This is a genomic window from Candidatus Nomurabacteria bacterium (genome assembly GCA_023898425.1).
Classification (GTDB): domain Bacteria; phylum Patescibacteriota; class Patescibacteriia; order 2-12-FULL-60-25; family 2-12-FULL-60-25; genus HK-STAS-PATE-2.
Map to the genome: position 1 here is coordinate 518,162 of CP060222.1, position 17,580 is coordinate 535,741.

Sequence of the window (17,580 nt, forward strand, 5' to 3'; positions counted from 1 at the left end):
GACTAGGCCCAATCTCATTTCCAAATGGGAGCAAGCTGCATCACCTGATTCGTAGGCCTGGAAAACCACGAGTACTGTGCGAGGTGCGTCTTAGTGATTACTTTCTCCCTGGATCTCCCCAGATTGCTTAAAACACAATCTGGGGAGTTTTCTTTTCATACCCACACAAAGACATCTGCTTCGGTGGGTGTTTTTTTATTTTTTTGACGTGACATGTACCGCTTGATAAAAAGATGCGGCTAAACGCACTTTCCAACCCAAGAATGTGATTTGGAGACGGTATGAATACGGCTATGGTACCAGGTTTGAATCTTTTGCTGCATTTCAAGCCAAGCGCTCCTCCTAAGATTGCGGTCATGGATGAAAAATTCATCCGCAAACATTTCTCTCACAAGGACCTACGTCAACGAAGACGTCTGGTGCTCGATGTACAGCGATTCAACGAGTATCGCCAAAAAAACCCCTCAACCAGAATCGAGCTCATTAGACTTGATCTAACGAGATGCGAATTAAGAGGGGCGAATCTACGAGGAGCCTCCTGCTGGAGAACGATCTTCGACAAGTCTGATTGTCGTGGCGTTGACTTTACGGGGGCGGACTTGGCTTATGCCAAATTCAAACAATGCGACTTGCAACATGCAACGTTTCGAGAAGCCGGTTTGACTCGTGCCGAATTTGACGAAGCCGACTTTCGAAAGGCTGTGCTCACAGGAGCGCTTGCTCATGGTGCGCGCTTTGACGGTGCTGACCTTCGCGAGGCGGACATCAGTAAGCTAGATATCGACGCTGCGTCTTTTTGGAAGGCTCGTCTCAGGCCCGAACAGCAAGAGCATATCCTCTCACATTTCAAAAACTCCTTTCGGAGCTGACCCATCACCCACGCGAAGATATCTGCTTTGTGTGGGTGTTTTGTTTAAAAAAAGAAAAAAGGCCCCGGAGCAAGTAAAGCTCGACGGGGCAGACTCTATAACAAGTCCTGTTATTTTTTGCTCTCACGAGAGCGTAGAACAAAGAGCACTTCGCCTTCGGCGAGAAAGAACCTCACCGCAAGAGTATGGGTTCTTGTGCTTACCATCAACAACCCTTCGGATATGTGGCTCACGCTTTTAAGCAGGTGCTGATGAATTGCCGCCCAAGCTTCTTTGTATTCTGGATTTTCTACCAGTTTAAATGAAGCGACGCCTTGGCTTGTTGATGACCTGCCAAATCGACCCTTGATCATCTCTTCGAGTCTTTCCTCGGCAACCGCTGCGATAACGCTGAGATACAACGTTTCGTGATCACCCCCAATTGATTTCCTCTGTTTTTGATTACCAGAGGCAATACCCGATGTCGTTGGTACGTGCATTCCACCATCCTTCCCTTGGTAAAAAGGACGCCGACTATAGCATGTCTATAATGTATTGTCAAAAACACCACCTTAGCGGTGGTGTTTTTGTTTTTCTACATTTCGTCTTCGATAACGAAGTCTTCACGTTCTGTTACCGTGTCGATCTCTTTTTCTAGACGATCAAGCTCGGCGAGCTCATCGAGCTCTTCGATACCCGTTTCATCGTCCTCGTCTTCTTCGTCGTCATCAGAAGCAGCAGCTGTCGCTACAGCGTCTGTGTCGAGGCCGTCGTCTTCTTCTTCCTCTTCTTCTTTGTCGCTGTCACCTTCGAGGTGCATGCCAAGCTCAGCGAGCTTTGCGTCGTCCGGGTCTTCGTCGAGACCGGCCATGTCGCGGTCCCAGCTAGAAGGACCTACGTTAAGGGGGAGTGCTGTCATATGAATGTTCACACATATAACGTATGTGCCTTTGCTTTGCAAGAGGGCGCCAGATTTGATACCTTTAGCCTCTATGAGCACGACGGACATTTTGTTGGTTTTAGGTGGGATTTTGCTACTCGGCGTAGCGGTAGCTATTGTAGCGATTTTTCGGCAATTAAAGAGCCAGCAACCTGCTATTGATCCGCAATTACTGCAGTTTATGCATGAGCGTTTAGAGTCGCTTGATCGCGACATGCGTCAAACACTTACAGAATCAAACCGCACACAACAAACAGCAAGCCACCACATGACAGGAGCAGTGCGTGATGTCACCGAACGCCTCGTTAAAATCGAAGAAACCAATAAACAGGTACTCGAATTCTCAGGTCAGCTAGACCAATTACAAAGAATTCTTACCAATCCAAAACAACGTGGTATTTTGGGGGAGTATTATCTTGAGACACTCTTACGTACGATCTTTGCTCCAGATCAGTATCAAATGCAATATAAATTTAAAGACGGAGAAATTGTTGATGCAGCCGTATTCGTCAAAGACAAAATCGTCCCTATTGATTCTAAATTTAGCTTAGAAAACTACAATCGCCTTGTAGAGGCTCAAGATCCTGCGCAAAGAGCAACCTTCGAGAAGGCTTTTGTAAATGATCTTAAGAATCGTATCAAAGAGACCGCAAAGTATATCCGCCCAGGCGAAGGTACCATGGATTTTGCATTTATGTTTATTCCGCACGAGGCTGTTTACTATGATTTGTTAGTTAATAAGATTGGTGAAGGAGGGGAGGATGCCGAAAGTCTTATTCAACGCGCAGCTTCTAAATGGCATGTGATTATCGTCTCACCAACGAGTTTTACAGCCTATCTACAAACCGTTCTACAAGGCTTACGCGCCATGCATATCGAAGAACAAGCAAAAGAGATCCGTAAACGCGTAGAAGACCTCCAGAGACATATGACGGCTTACGAGCAACACTTCACCAATCTAGGTAAACATCTTGGTACAGCCGTAGGTCAATATAACTTTGCGGGCAAAGAATTCGTAAAAATTGATAAAGATGTTCTTAAAATCACCGGCCAAGGTATTGGATTTGAACCTATCTCTATTGATAAGCCTGGCGAGGACGTATAGCCATGAAACTGCTCCTAAAACGCCTAGCCCTCTATAGCGCCGTAACCATCGGTGCGGGATTACTTTGTGTTGCAGGAGTTATCGGTTATGTTCAGCTATCCCATATCCAGCAAATACATACGGATATTGATACGCTTTCACCTGCGCCATATGCCATTATTCTTGGTGCTAGCGTTAAAAGTAATGGCACGCCTTCTGATGCCCTGTATGACCGTATCTACCTCGGTAGTGAGCTCATCAAAGCAGGCAAGGTAGAGACCCTTCTTATGACGGGTGATGGCGGTGCCTACCATTTAAACGAAGTAGCTGCCATGAAGCGTGTCGCGATGGAGCTAGGCGTACCGAGAAAGATATTATTGTTGATGGACAAGGCTATCGCACCTACGAAAGCTGCAAGCGCGCGAATCAAATCTATGACATCAAAAAGCGATTGTCGTAACACAGCGCTTTCACTTGGCTCGCTCTCTTTATCTCTGTGATTTCTTTTCTATTGACGTTCAGGGACTTAGCGCTGATAGACAGAGCTATCAAAGAAACCTCTTTTTATAAGCAGAGACTTGCTCTCGAGTGCTAAGGCTTGGTGGGATACGCGGATTCAGGCTCCAATGCGCCGGTGTAAAAAACACACGCAAGTAGCGTGTGTTTTACTAAGATTTCTTTTATCCAATCGCTCGAGATGAAGTTTTTTAAAGACAAAATAGACAACAAAAGCAATAATAACAAAGTCTATGGCGTTAACCGCAAAGTTACCAAGCATAATTGAACCAATCTTAAAGGATTTTAACCCTTGTGTAGAGCCAAAATCATTCCAATCGCTGGTTGAATAATATCTTGCACAAGCGAGGTCACAAGTTTGTTTACAGCACCACCCAAGACAAAGGCAATCGCGAGACCAATAATACCTTGTTCACGAATAAACGTCGCAAATTCGAGCATGGATTCTTTTAATTTCTTTTTTACATCGAGTCGTGGAGCAGGGGAGATGACGGTCGCATCAACTGGCCCTACAACCTTTGGGGATTCTTGCATGTTTTCCATATGACAGGATTATTAAGAAAATACGTAAAAGTTGCAAGGCAAGACGAAAAAGAGATTTGCTCTATACTCTGCTCAACAACTATGTCAGCTATTATATTACAAGATTTAGCAAAAATCTATGCTACGGGTACACAAGCTCTCAAGAGCATTAATCTCAAGATTGAAGATGGCGATTTTTTGCCTTATTAGGCGCGAATGGCGCTGGTAAAACAACCATTATTGGTATTTTGACGAGTATCGTTAATAAGACAGGGGCAAGGTAACAGTTTTAGGCCATGATCTTGATAAAGATGTCGACGGCTTAAAGTCACAAATCGGTGTTGTGCCACAAGAATTCAATTTTAATATTTTTGAAAAGGTTGAGGATATTATTGTTGATCAAGCAGGATTCTATGGAGTGCCGAAAAGATCGCCCTTGAGAGAGCAGGGGAGCTTATGAAGGCGCTTGGACTTTGGGACAAGCGACATTCTCCTGCTCGTACCCTTTCGGGAGGAATGAAGCGCCGTTTGATGGTAGCGCGAGCTCTGGTGCATAAGCCTAAGATTTTATTATTAGATGAACCGACCGCTGGAGTCGATGTTGAACTCCGTTTAGAGATGTGGGACTACCTCAAAGAGCTAAATGCCAGCGGAACAACAATTGTACTCACTACCCATTATCTTGAAGAAGTAGAAAGACTCTGTAAGAACGTCGCTATCATGAAGAAAGGGGAGATCGTTCATCGCTCATCTGTACAAAGTATTATCGAAAAATATCAAAGCGTTGAGAAGGCTTACCTCGCCATTACAAACGAAACTCTATGATCAAAACTCAACTGATTGCCATTCAAACAATTTTACGAAGAGAAATTATTCGTCTCTTTCGTATTTGGCCGCAAACATTTTTACCACCGGTAATTACACAAGGTCTTTACTTTTTGATCTTCGGTACATTTATCGGATCGCAAATTAGACCGATTAACGGTGTATCCTACATGGCGTATATTGTGCCCGGAATCATTATGATGTCGATGATCACGGCTAGTTATATGAATGTTGTCTTCTCCTTTTTGGAGCGAAGTTTCAACGTCACATCGAAGAACTCCTTGTCGCACCTGTTTCGTATTACACCATTCTATCTGGCTATGTTTTAGGAGGAGTGATCCGCGCATTCATTACTGGATCAATGGTCTTTATTGTTTCATTTATTTTTATCAGACCTACGATTGAACATCCGTTCATTGTCTTATTGTTCGGACTTCTTACGGCGATTGTTTTTGCCCTTGGAGGATTCTTAAATGCGCTCTATGCCAAGACCTTTGACGATGCCAATATCTTTACCACATTTGTACTCACGCCATTAACATACCTCGGAGGCGTCTTCTATTCACTAGACATGCTTCCACCGTTCTTTAAGACACTGTCGTACGGCAATCCTATCGTCTATATGGTGGATGGATTCAGATATGGCTTCTATGGCTTTAGTCAGGCGAACCCAGTAAATGGTATTATATTCTTAATTGTCGTTATCGGCCTCTTAGCAGGTACTAACCTCTACTTACTAAAGAAGGGGACGGGAATACGATCATAATCAATTATTAAAGCCCTCGACAAAATCTCGAGGGCTTTTTGTATTTAAATACGTATTTTATACTGCTTAAAAATAATAATAAATTAGACATTCTAAAGGCGTGTTGAGCTGAGAGAATAGAGCTGCGCCATGGATTTATGACAAGCAAGTGTTTTTAACATCGGTAGAAACTAATAGAATCTGATAAGAAAATTAGCTAGGGAATCGTGTTTTAAAACCATAGCTATGCGTCGCACAATATATCTTATACGACATAAGGGGTGGGATTTAAGCCAATAAGCCTTTAAAAATGCCTTTTCCTGATATTCGACCCAGACAAGTATTTTTACGAGCCGCTAGGATGCCCTAGGCTGTTTTTGCAGGTCTCCTAGTACCTTGGGCTTTAGACCCTTTGGTAGCCTGGGATGCCTTAGAGGCTCTGAGACGATCCCAGCGTAGCTGAACCAGCTCGGAGAAGTGTAAGGAGGTCTTTTTAGGGCCTAGCTTCTCTTTGAGTTGTTTAGAGGTTTTTTTACCTCCTTTACTACCTAATAACGCGGCAGCTTTTCGTATCTCTGTATCCATGTCTTTATCATACTATACGAAGCGCTTCGTATACAAGGGTAAAACCAGATTATATCTTAAAATGTTATCCACAATAGTATTTTAAGTGATATTTCTGCTACTGATGTAAAAATATTTGCTCTACAAAAAGAGGGGCCCTTTTATATAGCCCCCCTACTCTCTCCCACTACCCCACTCCTCTACTTGTGTAATTTATTATTAATTTTATTCTTTCACATAGACGCGTCCCGGTACGCGTACATCGATATAATCGTAAAGCTTTTTCTCGCCTTCATCTGTTTTTTTAAATTATTGATACGTCTTTACCTGCATATCTATGGAGGCTGTGATATCCATAATGACTTCTTCGCCATTTTGCGCGAGCACCTCTAACTGCGTGCTTGATACTGTGGGCGGTGTAAACTCACGAAATTCCATGCCTGCTTTGCGTAAACTATCGTGAAGCTCAATCCATTCTTTTACTTCTCGTACATCACCTGTGGTAAAACCCTGTGAAATACCTTCGTCGAGATTGCGTTTGATAATAGGCGCATCATTTGCGTTGGCTGCACGATGCCCAAGGAGTCTTGCTTGTGCATCTTTTTTTTCTGTTTCATTAAGTTCTGAAGTAACAATACCGTGCAAATCTACCCAGGCGTACTGTTGTCGTGAATGAAAGATAATGCGCTTCGCTCGTTCTTCTACAGTGATATCGATAGACTGACCAAAGTGTTTTTTTACCGTTACATTGGCCGCAAAGAGTCGTTCTCGTAATACCGTCTCAAGTGCCTTCTCATCGAGAAACCACGAATGTCGCTTTGGCCAAGGTCGCCATTGCTGGCGATCATCAAGAATACGAAATACTTCTTTTGTTACGTCAGTTTCATCAAGCGCCTGTAGGCCTGTCGCACGAACCTCGTTAATCTGTAACGCGTCAGACATCAAGATGACGTATGACCACCCGATGACTGCAATAATGCCAAACAACCCAAAAACCGTATCGCGACGCGAAAAACTTCGTGAACGCAAAAAATCATTAAGTTCACTATTTCGATATCGAACCGATCTTCGTGGTATATCCATGGTTAGGACTTCATTATGGCATCTTGAATCAAGATATTCAAAAACTGCTCAAAGGTAATACCAGCGACCTTAAGTTCACGTGGCAATAATGACGCGGGCGTTAAGCCTGGCAACGTATTCGTCTCAAGTAATACGAGCCCTTTTTTTGGATGAAGAAGAATGTCCGTTCGAGAGTAGGATGAACAACCCAATACTTGATGCGCTTTTAAAGCCAGGGCTTGGGCTTTACGCGTTAGAGCTGCGCTTATAGGCGCCGGACAAATCTCTTCGGTCGATGTATCGTGGTATTTAGCTTCATACGTAAATTGACCATTTTTTGCACGAATTTCTACCGGCGCCAAAGCGCTCTCGCCTAATACACCTACCGTAAGTTCACGACCCTGAATATATTCTTCGATAAGAATCTTGTCGTGTTTACGCAATAACTTTGTGATGATTGCCTCCCATTGGGTCTTTGGTGGATTAATAGAGACTCCAACACTCGAACCATCGCTAATAGGCTTAACGACAATAGCACCGCCAAGCGTCGCGATCTTGCGTCGTAAAATATTTTGCCTATCATCCTTCCATGCTCTTCTGTCGATAATGAGATCTTTCGCCACTGGTAAACCGTAGGTACGATAGACATCCTTTGCTCGACTCTTATCCATGGCTAATGCTGACGAAAGAACACCGGACCCTGTATATGGGACATTCAAAAGCTCCAGCATTCCTTGGATGCTGCCATCTTCGCCACCCGGTCCATGCAAAGCAATAAAAACAACATCGTGCTTTGCTTTTTTTAACGCCTGAAAAAACACTTCAAGATCTTCTATGAGATCATAAGCTTTTGTACGATACCCAGCATTTTTCAATCCCTTTATGACAGCAGCCCCTGTAATAAGCGACACTTCTCTCTCTGCAGATTCACCACCCATGATGACGGCAACTCGTAATGCTGGCTTCTTTACCATATGTACGGAGTATAACGCAGAAACAAGCACATCGTAACTAGTCTACAACAATACGCGAAAGGTGCGGGCTAATACGCGTTACGATTTCATAATGAATGGTCTTGGCCAACGTTGCTAGCTCATCTGCACTTACTTCATTATCGCCTTGCTTACCGAGTAAAACGACTTCATCGCCAACCTGTACTGATTGAATGTTTGTAATATCCACCATGCACATATTCATGCATATGCGCCCAATGATTTTGCAACACTTACCACCAATTAAAACGTAAGCGCGTGATGAAAAAGCCTCACGATCAAACCCGTCATAATAACCAATAGGCAAAACGGCAATGACAGAATCTTTTTCTACCACCTCCGTCAAACCGTAGCTTACGGGAGTACCCGCTTTGAGTTGTTTGATTTGTGCGATACGTGTTTTCCACGAGAGTACCGGCCGTAGGGTGAATGTGGATTGTTCACGAATACGTTCTGAAGGCCAAAGACCGTATTGCGCGATACCAATTCGACAATAATCATAACGAATGTCTGGATACATCAACGCCGCACCACTGGCAGAGAGATGAATACTTACTGAATCAAATTTGTATTCATTTAAAATTTCAATAGCTTTTTGAAGTTCTCGATTTTGCTTATCGGTATAGTCTCTATCTGCAACATCTTCTACGTTCGCAAGGTGCGAATAAAGCCCTTCAAGAAAAAGGTCATTCTTTTTTATATCATCCAAAAAATCAGGCAATTCTTTGAGTGTAATCCCTTGGCGAGATAGGCCAGTTTCAATTGGAAGATGGATCCCCACTTGCCTCTTTAATTGCCTAAGAACACGTAAATATTCACGGTGATAACAGGTTATAGAGACATTTTCCAAAGCATCTAAATCAACGAGCTGATCTTCTGGGATAAAACCCATGATGATAATTGGTGTATCAATACCCTCCCCTCTTAACTGCTGTGCTTCTTCTATTGAATCCACGCCTAGTAAAGCAATACCGACTTCTTGTGCGAGCTTTGCGCTAACCAAAAGACCATGACCATAAGCATTGGCTTTGATCATGGCTATTGGTTTTGCTGGTTGGATAGCGTCTGTTATTACCTTCCAATTATGCTGCCAAGCAGAACGTGAAATCTCAACCCAGCTACGCATAGATTATTGGATCGTATCAAAACCGGTATAAGGAACCAGTACATCAGGAACCTTAATCGAACCATCTTCTTGTTGGTAGTTTTCGAGTACGGCAATCAAAGCGCGTGCGAGTGAAATAGCCGTTCCGTTGAGTGTATGCGCATAGGCCAATGTACCGTCTTTGCCCTTCACACGAACATTTAAACGACGTGATTGGTAGTCTGTGCAGTTTGAGGTTGATGTTACTTCGCCATAACCACCTTTGCCGTCACCGCGACCCCACATCCAGGCCTCTAGATCGTATTTACGATAAGCAGGACCACCAAGATCACCCGAGCAAATATCAATCACCTGGTAAGGGATACCGAGCTTAGTAAAAATGCGTTCTTCTAACCGTAAGAGTTCGAGATGAAGCGCTTCGCTTTGCTCTGGTGTGCAAAAAATAAACATCTCCACTTTTGCAAATTGATGTACGCGATAAAGACCATAGGATTCGCGTCCATAAGCACCCGCCTCAGTACGATAGCAATGCGATACACCAACATATTTCAATGGCAATTGCTCTTCAGTGAGTACCTCGTCTTTATGATAACCACCGAGCGTAATCTCTGCCGTACCAACAAGTGAAAGATCGGTACCTTCAATAGAGTACGTCTGCGTCTCGTTACCGCGAGGGTTAAAGCCCGTTCCAACCAATACTTCATCACGCGCTACATCTGGCGTAGACATCGCCATATAGCCCTCGGCACTGATTTCTTTCATTGCCCAAAGGATAAGCGCCTGCTCTAGTATGGCGAGCTTATCTTTCAAGAAATAAAACTTTGCTCCTGAAACTTTTGCTGCACGTTCAAAGTCGATTAAGCCAAGCTTATCCGCGAGCTCAACATGGCTCTTTGGATTGCTAAGCTGCTTAATCTCGCCGATGGTACGTAATACCTTATTATCATCATCTGTAGAACCGATTGGTGCATCAGGATGTAAAATATTTGGAATCAACAAAAAGGCCGCCTTCCATTCAGTCTCTACGGCTGCATACGCGGCTTCTTTTGTTGCGATAGCCTCTTTTAACGCCTTACCTCTTTCGATAAGTGCTGGGCGATCCTCAGCGCTTGCCTTTGGTGTTTGTGCGGCGATTTCGTTGCGTTCTTTGCGAAGCAGGTCTACTTCTTTTTGTAGGCTAACGCGTTGTTCATCGAGTGCTAAAACACCATCCACATCACATGTGATGCGTTTTTTGGCTGCATGATCTTTTACGAGCTCAGCGTTTTCGCGCAAAAATTTAATATCTAACATAGTTTTATTGTTTAGGACGAAGCGTTGGATAAAGAATAATCTCTTTGAGAGACGGTACTCCGGCCAAGATAGCAGCAAAACGATCGATACCTATACCCATACCAGCCGCTGGTGGCATGCCATGCTCAAGCGCTTCTAAAAATTCTTCGTCTTTAGGCTGAGCGACTTCACTCCCCGCCTCTGCTTGTTTTGCCTCAATGTCAAAACGCGAACGTTGATCGATAGGGTCATTTAACTCGTGATAGTACGCGTTAATAACTTCGGCGCCATGAATAATGAGCTGTGCTGCTGCAGACTTTGTTGGATCTTCGGCGCGATTTGCCAAAGGCTTCATCTCAACCGGATAATCAAGCACCCACACAGGGCCCACAATTGCCTTACGCGCGGTTTTTTTATATAACTCGTCCAAGTACTCACCAAGACCGACACAGCCTTTAAAATCGACCTTCACTTTATTTGCCTTAATCTCGGTGATAAGTCCTGGAATATCCTTTACCGTATCAATATCAATATTGCAGGCGTTTAAAATAGCTTCACGGAAGGTAAGTCGCGGGAAAGGCGCTTTAAACGAAAGGTTACCATCCGCATGTTCAACTTCGGTTGTACCAAGTACTGATTGTACCGCTTGAGCGACCATCTGCTCCAAGAACGAGAGGTACTCGTCTTTTTTTGCATATGCCCAATACATCTCAAGGAGAGTGAACTCTGGATTATGCGAATGATCGATGCCTTCGTTTCTAAAACAACGCCCAATTTCATAGATCTTCTCAAAGCCCGCCACAAGCATACGCTTAAGATAAAGTTCTGGCGCAATACGTAAATAGAGATCAATATCGAGCGCATTATGATGCGTCACAAAAGGCTTAGCGTTAGCTCCACCTGGCATGGCTTGAAGCATCGGTGTTTCGATCTCGAGAAAATCTGCTTTGTTTAAGAAATCCCGAAAAGCTGATACGAGCTTAGAGCGTAAAACAAAACGACTACGAACATCGGCGTTTGTAAGAATATCTAATTCACGCTGACGAAAGCGCATCTCCACATCTTGCAAACCATGCCATTTTTCAGGCAATGGTAAAAGAGCTTTTGAGACCATGCGATAAGAAGAGACGGCAATCGTCTTCTCCCCTCTTTGGGTAATAAATGGAATACCCGTCACTTGTGCAAAGTCACCCGCATCAAAGAGATCGCGAAAATACGAGAACAACTCCTCGCCCATCTCATCTTGGCGAAAAGAGATTTGCATTCTTCCTGTACCATCTTGCAAATCAGCAAACATCATTCCGCCATGGACGCGCATCACCATTAAACGTCCAACGATAGTAACTTCGGTTTTTTGTTCTGCTAGTGAATCAAAATCAGCAAGAACAGCAGAGATCTCATGCGAGCGCTCTGCTTGTTTTGGATAAGGATCCATTCCTAATTCTTTTGCCCGTTCAAGCTTGTCTAAGCGGACTCTGCGTTCGTCGATCATACGACGCCAAGATTAACGGATTTGCTTCACTTCGTACACTGTTGTGCCAGAAGGTGTTTGCACAGGGACTTTTTGACCGCTGGTCGCACCCAATAATGCCGCGCCGATTGGGGACTCGTTTGAGATTTTGCCTGCAAGCGGGTCAGCTTCATTTGAACCTACAATCGTAAATTCTTTTTCTTTGCCGTTTACGGAAACACTTACGGTTGAGCCAATACGTACAGCACCGCCAACTTGTGCCTCAACAATAACCGCATTCTTGAGTATATCTTCAATTTCAAGGATACGACCCTCAACAAATCCAAGCGCGTCCTTAGCCTCATGATACTCTGCATTTTCTGAGAGATCACCAAGAGCCTTTGCTTCCTCGATACGAAGAGCAAGTTCACGGCGTTTTACGGTTTTTAACTGATGGAGCTCTTCTTTTACTTTTTCAAGAAATTCAGGGCTTACGTATTGGGTATTGTTCATAGGGTTTTAGGGATATAACGAAAGAAAAACGGCGGCTTTCCCGCTCGTTTTCTTAACTCCTCGATAGTAGCCTTAGCAGATTAAGCTGTCAATCCGGCTTCTTATTGGCTTGTTACACTTGAGGAATTACGCATGTCCCACCAAGCCTGTAATACTTTTTGCGCTACCGGAACTGCAACCGACGAACCCTCTCCTCCTTCTTCAAGTAATACCGTTACAACAATCTCTGGATTTTCATATGGCGCAAAGCTCGTGAACCAGGCGTGATTCGGCTTATCAGTCGCCCACTGAGCGGTACCGGTTTTACCGGCCACATCTACAGACATTGTAGAAAGGCGGCGGCACGAACCAACCGTAACACAATCTCTCATACCAGCTCTTACCGTATTGATAATATCCTCATTAGCAATACGCTCTTTTGAGAGTGTCTCTGTACCTGTATCTCGTTTAAGGTGTGGCGTTACACGGTACCCTCCATTTGCGATAGCTGCTGTATACGCGGCCACTTGTATTGGTGTTACCAATAAATCACCCTGACCAATCGAGAGATTATACGTATCACCAACATACCAACGCTCATTCTTTTTTTCTAACTTCCACTCTTGAGAAGGTACGAAGCCTTCATCTTCACCCGTAAGATCTATCCCCGTTTTTTCTGAAAGTCCAAAGCGTCGCATCCAGTCTGTCATCTTATCAACGCCGAGACCCGTGATGGTGCCATATCCACCGCCAACAGTGTAGAAGAACGTATTCACCGAATTCGCAATTGCTCCTCGGACATTAACAACCCCGTGACCACCCGCCTTCCAGTCAGGAAAGAACCATTGGCCAATACGAATACCACCTGTAGAAAGAACGGTTGTATTAGGAGTGACGATTTGTTCAGCTAATGCCGCTGTAGCAACAATAATCTTCGCCGTTGATCCAGACGGATGACTCCCCTGCCAGGCACGAGCAAATAACGGACGATTCTCATTTGTAAGCAAGGCCGAATAGACGGTCGAAGAGACTTTTCCTGAAAACAGATTATTGTCATAAGCAGGCCACGAAACCAGTGCGAGCACAGATCCATCACGTGGATCGAGCGCAATAACCGCACCTCTCTCAGCTTTTGCTGTCGCGAGCCACTCCTTAAGTGAATCTTCTGCTACTTTTTGCAATCTTGTGTCTAAGCTCAGTTCAAGATCTGCGCCATCAATTGCCGCTTGCTCGCCTACCAGAACACCTGCTCTGCCTCGTGCATCGACTTCTGAGGTACGAAAGCCTTTTTCGCCTTTTAACAATGACTCATACGCTTTTTCTAAACCTGTCTTACCGATAGTATCTACACGGCTATAGCCATCTACCTTTAACACGTCTAATTCTTTTTGTGTGATGATGCCAGCATAACCCAGCAAGTGTGATAATGATTCAATTTCACCACTCTCTGGATACTTACGACGCGCCGCTACCTGCAACTCAAAAGCAGGAAGATTTGGTTGCTCGATAGCAAAAGCCAATGACTGCTCGTAACCCACTTCTTCTGCAACAACAACCGTCTCATCAAAAACAGAAGAGTTCGCCTCAGCATAAGGCTGAATATCATTAATTGATATACCCAATACTCGTGCTGCTCGACCAATCATGTCATCGGCTGCTTGTTTATCGAGCGGTAAGCGTGATGGCGTAAAAGCAACTTGAAAACGCGGGATATTTTCTGCCAACACAACACCATTACGATCTTTGATAATCCCTCTTCTCGCAAAAAGTGATTCTTTACGTAGACGATTGTTTTCAGCTTTTGCACGATAATCTTTGCCTTGCACCACTTGCATCCACCCTGCACGGCTAAGTAAAGCGATTAAGATCATTACTGCAAAACCAGAGGATGCAATAAAACGCTTTCGCGCAAATGATCCACCAACAAAAAGCTGTCTACCGCGCAAAGAAGTAATATCTTGCTCAAATAAGACCTCATGCTGTAGGTCTGCTCCGAAGCCACGCTGAAAAAGCTTTTTTAAAATATTACGACCCATATCCTTTTGATTTAAAGCGCACTAATCGTCCATCACTCCAGGAGATAATGCCATAACCAATAACGGTCAAAAGCACCTCCCATACAAGAATAGAAATCCAATGATCTGGCAAACTAAAAGAAGACGAAAAACCTAATACGATACCGATGCCAGAAAGCATCCATGCACTGAACCAATCGAGTGACTGAAACGCTAGCACCAAAAAACATACAACATAGAGCGAGCGATTCGTTAAGAAGCGCTCTGCCAACCATTGCATCAGTCCATAGATAATCGTCCAGCGTAAGAGAGCGCTATCGAAGCCATCCCAACGAAAAATATCCTGTACGGCAGCACCAACAAATAGCGCAATAAAAGCATGACGATATCGTTCTGTAAAAAAACAAAAGAATGCAAACGGCACAATAAGCCGAATAGAGATCCAAGACGGCAAAAAACTCGCACCACTAATATCCCACATGGCAAAAAGAAGGACACCAAGCAAAAAGAGTATCCATCGAATAATCATAGCTTTGGTGCGAGCGCTGTTGGACGCAAAACAGAAACAAGCGTTACCTCATCAAAACGCACTAATGACTCAATAGAAGCATCAATAAATGGATCTGTTGGCTGACCTCGCACAATACTGACAAATCCAATTGGTAGATTGGCAGGTACTTTTTCTTCGGTTCCTGCAGTAATAAGCAATTGATCTGTTTTTAATTGTGCTGACGACGGAACATAGGTCAAAATCATTGCCCCATTGCCCTTACCCTCAAGAACACCTGTCAAACGCCCTTCTCCCTGCAAGGCGCTTGCTACGCGGCTTTTTGCATCCGTAAGTAAGACGACCTCGGCAACACGATCGTAGATTTGAGAAATTTTACCAATCATCACACCGTTATCGGTAATAACAGCCTGGCCGATTTCAAGCGCATCATCACGACCACGATCAATAAGAAAGGATGCCCGCTGACCTTCTAACTCACGTCGAATAACGCGTGCTCCTACTGAGTCGTAACCAGAACGATCCAAGAAACGTGCCTGTGCTTTTAATCCACGGTTTTCTTCTTCTAGCGCACGTAAGCGAACATAATCCGCTGTAACCGCCGTGAGGCGATTTTCTAGATCCTGAATACGATCATCAGGATTTTGAGAGGTAGAAATCGAAGAACTCACTCCAACAAACCAACGGCTCATGGGGAGTAAAAGGGATTGCGCCCAATTTTGAATAGGGCGAAAAATCCCAGTCATGACAAAAACTCCGAGTAAGATTATACCCAGCGTATATCGTAGCCATCGTGGGATCGTTGTCATGCCAGTTGTTTACTTATAGACCTTTCATCATTTCGGTAGCAGAGATACCGATATCATTAAGGAGTCGCTCGTCCTCTAAAAGGATACCGGTACCTTTTACGATACAATTTGCCGTATCTTCTGCCACACGCACCGGTAAACCGGTACCGCGACTAATAGCCGTATCAAGACCGTGTAATAATGCTGTGCCACCCGTTAAGACAATGCCGTGCTGCTGAATATCTGCCACAAGTTCTGGAGGCGTGATTTCAAGAATGGATTTTACCTGATCAACAATAGCTTTTACAGAACGAGCTATAGCTTCACGAATTTGTGAGTCATTTACTTCGATCTCACGAGGCAAACCCGAGAGCAGATCGCGTCCGCGCATCTTCGCGGTCATGGGAGCTTCGAGCTCGACGGCAGAACCTATTTTCATTTTAATTTGTTCAGCAACACGTTCACCAAGAAGTAGGTTGAATACGTCACGTGCGTACTGAGTAATATTTTTGTTCAGCTCTTCACCTGCGATAGGGATGCTCTTGGACGTTACAATACCGTTCAGTGAAAGAACGGCGATCTCGGTTGAACCTGCCCCAAGATTCACGATCATCTGGCCAACAGCTTCTCCAATATTGATCCCAGCACCTAAGGCGGCCGCGAGTGGCGCTTCTACCACCATTACATCACGTGCACCGGCGCTTGTTGCCGCATCACCTACGGCTTTGCGTTCTACCTCGGTAACATCGAGCGGAACACAAATAACAACGAGTGGACGCGGAATCGTTAACGACGTGTCTTCGTGTACTTTATCAAAGAAGTATCGTAAGAGTTTTTCTGTCACCTCAAAGTCTGCAATAATACCTCGTTGCAAAGGACGGCTAACATGAATAGATGCCGGTGTCTTACCAATCATCGCTAATGCCTGCTCACCTACCGCCATCACTTGGTTGGTTCTTTTGTTGATCGCCACAACGGATGGCTGCTGAATAACAATCCCCTGTCCTTTGACAAAGACGCGTGTATTTTCTGTGCCAAGATCAATGCCGAGTTGCTTGGTGAGTCCTGAAAGAAATGAAAGCCACATATGTCGCACATCTTAATAGGCCGTGAACAATCTGACCAATTATGTCAACGGGTTTAGCCTCGATGACCTTCGTCAATCAGTAATAAAAGATACTCAATCACACCAATAGCGGCGAGTAAAAAGAGAAAAATAGACCAACTTAGCCAATTTTGTGCAGATAGCACTAAAAGAATAACCGAAAACGCTGATAATAAAAGAGCATGACGAAAAGCAACCTTAACCTCACGAAATGAGGCGTCCTCACGACGTCTTACCTTGACACGCCAAATCGTCCCGATAAAAGACAATGTTCCGAGTGCCGCAATAAAAACCGAGAGGTAAAATGCGAGGAGACCAAAAATACCGGACTGATTCGGATCAACAAAAAAGAGCACCGATAGTAGGGTTGCCCAGGACAACAATGTTCCTAGCAAAAGGACAAACAAAAATGAACGAAAACTCATGGGAGCATTGTAAGGGATCCGTGCCTGATATTCAATGACAAGACGGCCTTCATCCCAACCATGCGGTTTATCTCGTTTCGTAAACGCATTTCGCTCACACGCAATTCTTGAACGGCCGCAGGAGCGGATGCATAAACCGTTAATTGACCTTCGGCAAAAGACTGAAACTGTACATAAGCAGCTTTTTCTTCTCCCCAAAGCTTTACGAGACAATCATGAGCCATCTGCAAAACCCGAGTCGCCTCAACTTTTTTGGCGACCTCTCGATTCATGATAGCGCCCGGAAGGATACGCCGTATTGGTTGCCATGCCATAAGATGGT

18 protein-coding genes and 2 pseudogenes are annotated in these 17,580 nt (G+C 44.4%); 5 read left to right on the forward strand and 15 right to left on the reverse strand.

Annotated elements, in window-relative coordinates:
- Positions 1-281: 281 nt before the first annotated feature.
- The gene (locus H6759_03075; protein USN51993.1) at positions 282-869 is read left to right on the forward strand and encodes a pentapeptide repeat-containing protein; all 588 of its coding nucleotides are present in this window, start codon (positions 282-284) and stop codon (positions 867-869) included.
- A gap of 110 nt (positions 870-979) precedes the next feature.
- Here the strand turns inward: H6759_03075 and H6759_03080 are convergent, their stop codons facing one another.
- Both H6759_03080 and H6759_03085 read right to left on the reverse strand, forming a co-directional pair.
- Positions 980-1,348 (reverse strand): hypothetical protein, encoded by a 369-nt coding sequence (locus H6759_03080; GenBank protein ID USN51994.1) that lies wholly within the window; start codon positions 1,346-1,348, stop codon positions 980-982.
- A 95-nt stretch (positions 1,349-1,443) separates the two neighbouring features.
- Positions 1,444-1,767 (reverse strand): hypothetical protein, encoded by a 324-nt coding sequence (locus H6759_03085; GenBank protein ID USN51995.1) that lies wholly within the window; start codon positions 1,765-1,767, stop codon positions 1,444-1,446.
- A gap of 73 nt (positions 1,768-1,840) precedes the next feature.
- Here H6759_03085 and H6759_03090 point away from each other — a divergent pair, with 73 nt between their 5' ends.
- Positions 1,841-2,893 carry a DNA recombination protein RmuC gene (locus H6759_03090; GenBank protein USN51996.1) on the forward strand — a complete coding sequence of 351 codons (1,053 nt, stop codon included), beginning with the start codon at positions 1,841-1,843 and terminating at the stop codon, positions 2,891-2,893.
- A 2-nt stretch (positions 2,894-2,895) separates the two neighbouring features.
- Entirely contained in the window at positions 2,896-3,372 is a 477-nt protein-coding gene (locus H6759_03095) for a YdcF family protein (protein USN51997.1), read from the forward strand.
- 301 nt (positions 3,373-3,673) lie between these two features.
- Here H6759_03095 and H6759_03100 read toward each other — a convergent pair whose 3' ends face one another.
- Entirely contained in the window at positions 3,674-3,931 is a 258-nt protein-coding gene (locus H6759_03100; protein ID USN51998.1) for an MscL family protein, read from the reverse strand.
- 81 nt (positions 3,932-4,012) lie between these two features.
- Between H6759_03100 and H6759_03105 the strand changes: the two are divergent.
- Together H6759_03105 and H6759_03110 are read left to right on the forward strand one after the other, a co-directional pair.
- Positions 4,013-4,735: pseudogene (locus tag H6759_03105) on the forward strand (ABC transporter ATP-binding protein).
- Positions 4,732-5,501: pseudogene (locus H6759_03110) on the forward strand (ABC transporter permease). The pseudogenes H6759_03105 and H6759_03110 overlap by 4 nt, the downstream one beginning before the upstream one ends.
- An 852-nt stretch (positions 5,502-6,353) precedes the next feature.
- Here the strand turns inward: H6759_03110 and H6759_03115 are convergent.
- The 12 genes from H6759_03115 to H6759_03170 all read right to left on the reverse strand — a co-directional run bounded on the left by H6759_03115 (position 6,354) and on the right by H6759_03170 (position 17,572).
- Positions 6,354-7,127, reverse strand: a complete 774-nt coding sequence (locus tag H6759_03115) for a hypothetical protein (protein USN51999.1) — start codon at positions 7,125-7,127, stop codon at positions 6,354-6,356.
- A 2-nt stretch (positions 7,128-7,129) separates the two neighbouring features.
- On the reverse strand, positions 7,130-8,080 hold the full coding sequence (locus tag H6759_03120) for a D-alanine--D-alanine ligase (GenBank protein USN52000.1): 951 nt from the start codon (positions 8,078-8,080) through the stop codon (positions 7,130-7,132).
- A gap of 37 nt (positions 8,081-8,117) precedes the next feature.
- Positions 8,118-9,224, reverse strand: a complete 1,107-nt coding sequence (gene alr / locus H6759_03125; GenBank protein USN52001.1) for an alanine racemase — start codon at positions 9,222-9,224, stop codon at positions 8,118-8,120.
- Positions 9,225-9,227: 3 nt separating this feature from the next.
- A complete protein-coding gene (gene serS / locus H6759_03130; GenBank protein USN52002.1) occupies positions 9,228-10,496 on the reverse strand; it encodes a serine--tRNA ligase in 1,269 nt (422 codons plus the stop codon).
- A 4-nt stretch (positions 10,497-10,500) separates the two neighbouring features.
- Positions 10,501-11,967 carry a lysine--tRNA ligase gene (lysS, locus tag H6759_03135; GenBank protein ID USN52003.1) on the reverse strand — a complete coding sequence of 489 codons (1,467 nt, stop codon included), beginning with the start codon at positions 11,965-11,967 and terminating at the stop codon, positions 10,501-10,503.
- Between the two features lie 12 nt (positions 11,968-11,979).
- Complete coding sequence (greA, locus tag H6759_03140) at positions 11,980-12,438, reverse strand: transcription elongation factor GreA (protein ID USN52004.1); 459 nt, start codon at positions 12,436-12,438, stop codon at positions 11,980-11,982.
- A gap of 101 nt (positions 12,439-12,539) precedes the next feature.
- The gene (gene mrdA, locus H6759_03145) at positions 12,540-14,453 is read right to left on the reverse strand and encodes a penicillin-binding protein 2 (GenBank protein ID USN52005.1); all 1,914 of its coding nucleotides are present in this window, start codon (positions 14,451-14,453) and stop codon (positions 12,540-12,542) included.
- Positions 14,443-14,961 (reverse strand): hypothetical protein, encoded by a 519-nt coding sequence (locus H6759_03150; GenBank protein ID USN52006.1) that lies wholly within the window; start codon positions 14,959-14,961, stop codon positions 14,443-14,445. The genes mrdA and H6759_03150 overlap by 11 nt, the downstream gene beginning before the upstream one ends.
- Entirely contained in the window at positions 14,958-15,632 is a 675-nt protein-coding gene (locus H6759_03155; GenBank protein USN52007.1) for a rod shape-determining protein MreC, read from the reverse strand. The genes H6759_03150 and H6759_03155 overlap by 4 nt, the downstream gene beginning before the upstream one ends.
- Before the next feature lie 130 nt (positions 15,633-15,762).
- Complete coding sequence (locus tag H6759_03160; GenBank protein ID USN52008.1) at positions 15,763-16,815, reverse strand: rod shape-determining protein; 1,053 nt, start codon at positions 16,813-16,815, stop codon at positions 15,763-15,765.
- Positions 16,816-16,868: 53 nt separating this feature from the next.
- The gene (locus tag H6759_03165; protein ID USN52009.1) at positions 16,869-17,258 is read right to left on the reverse strand and encodes a hypothetical protein; all 390 of its coding nucleotides are present in this window, start codon (positions 17,256-17,258) and stop codon (positions 16,869-16,871) included.
- On the reverse strand, positions 17,255-17,572 hold the full coding sequence (locus H6759_03170) for a DUF721 domain-containing protein (GenBank protein ID USN52010.1): 318 nt from the start codon (positions 17,570-17,572) through the stop codon (positions 17,255-17,257). The genes H6759_03165 and H6759_03170 overlap by 4 nt, the downstream gene beginning before the upstream one ends.
- Positions 17,573-17,580: the final 8 nt, after the last annotated feature.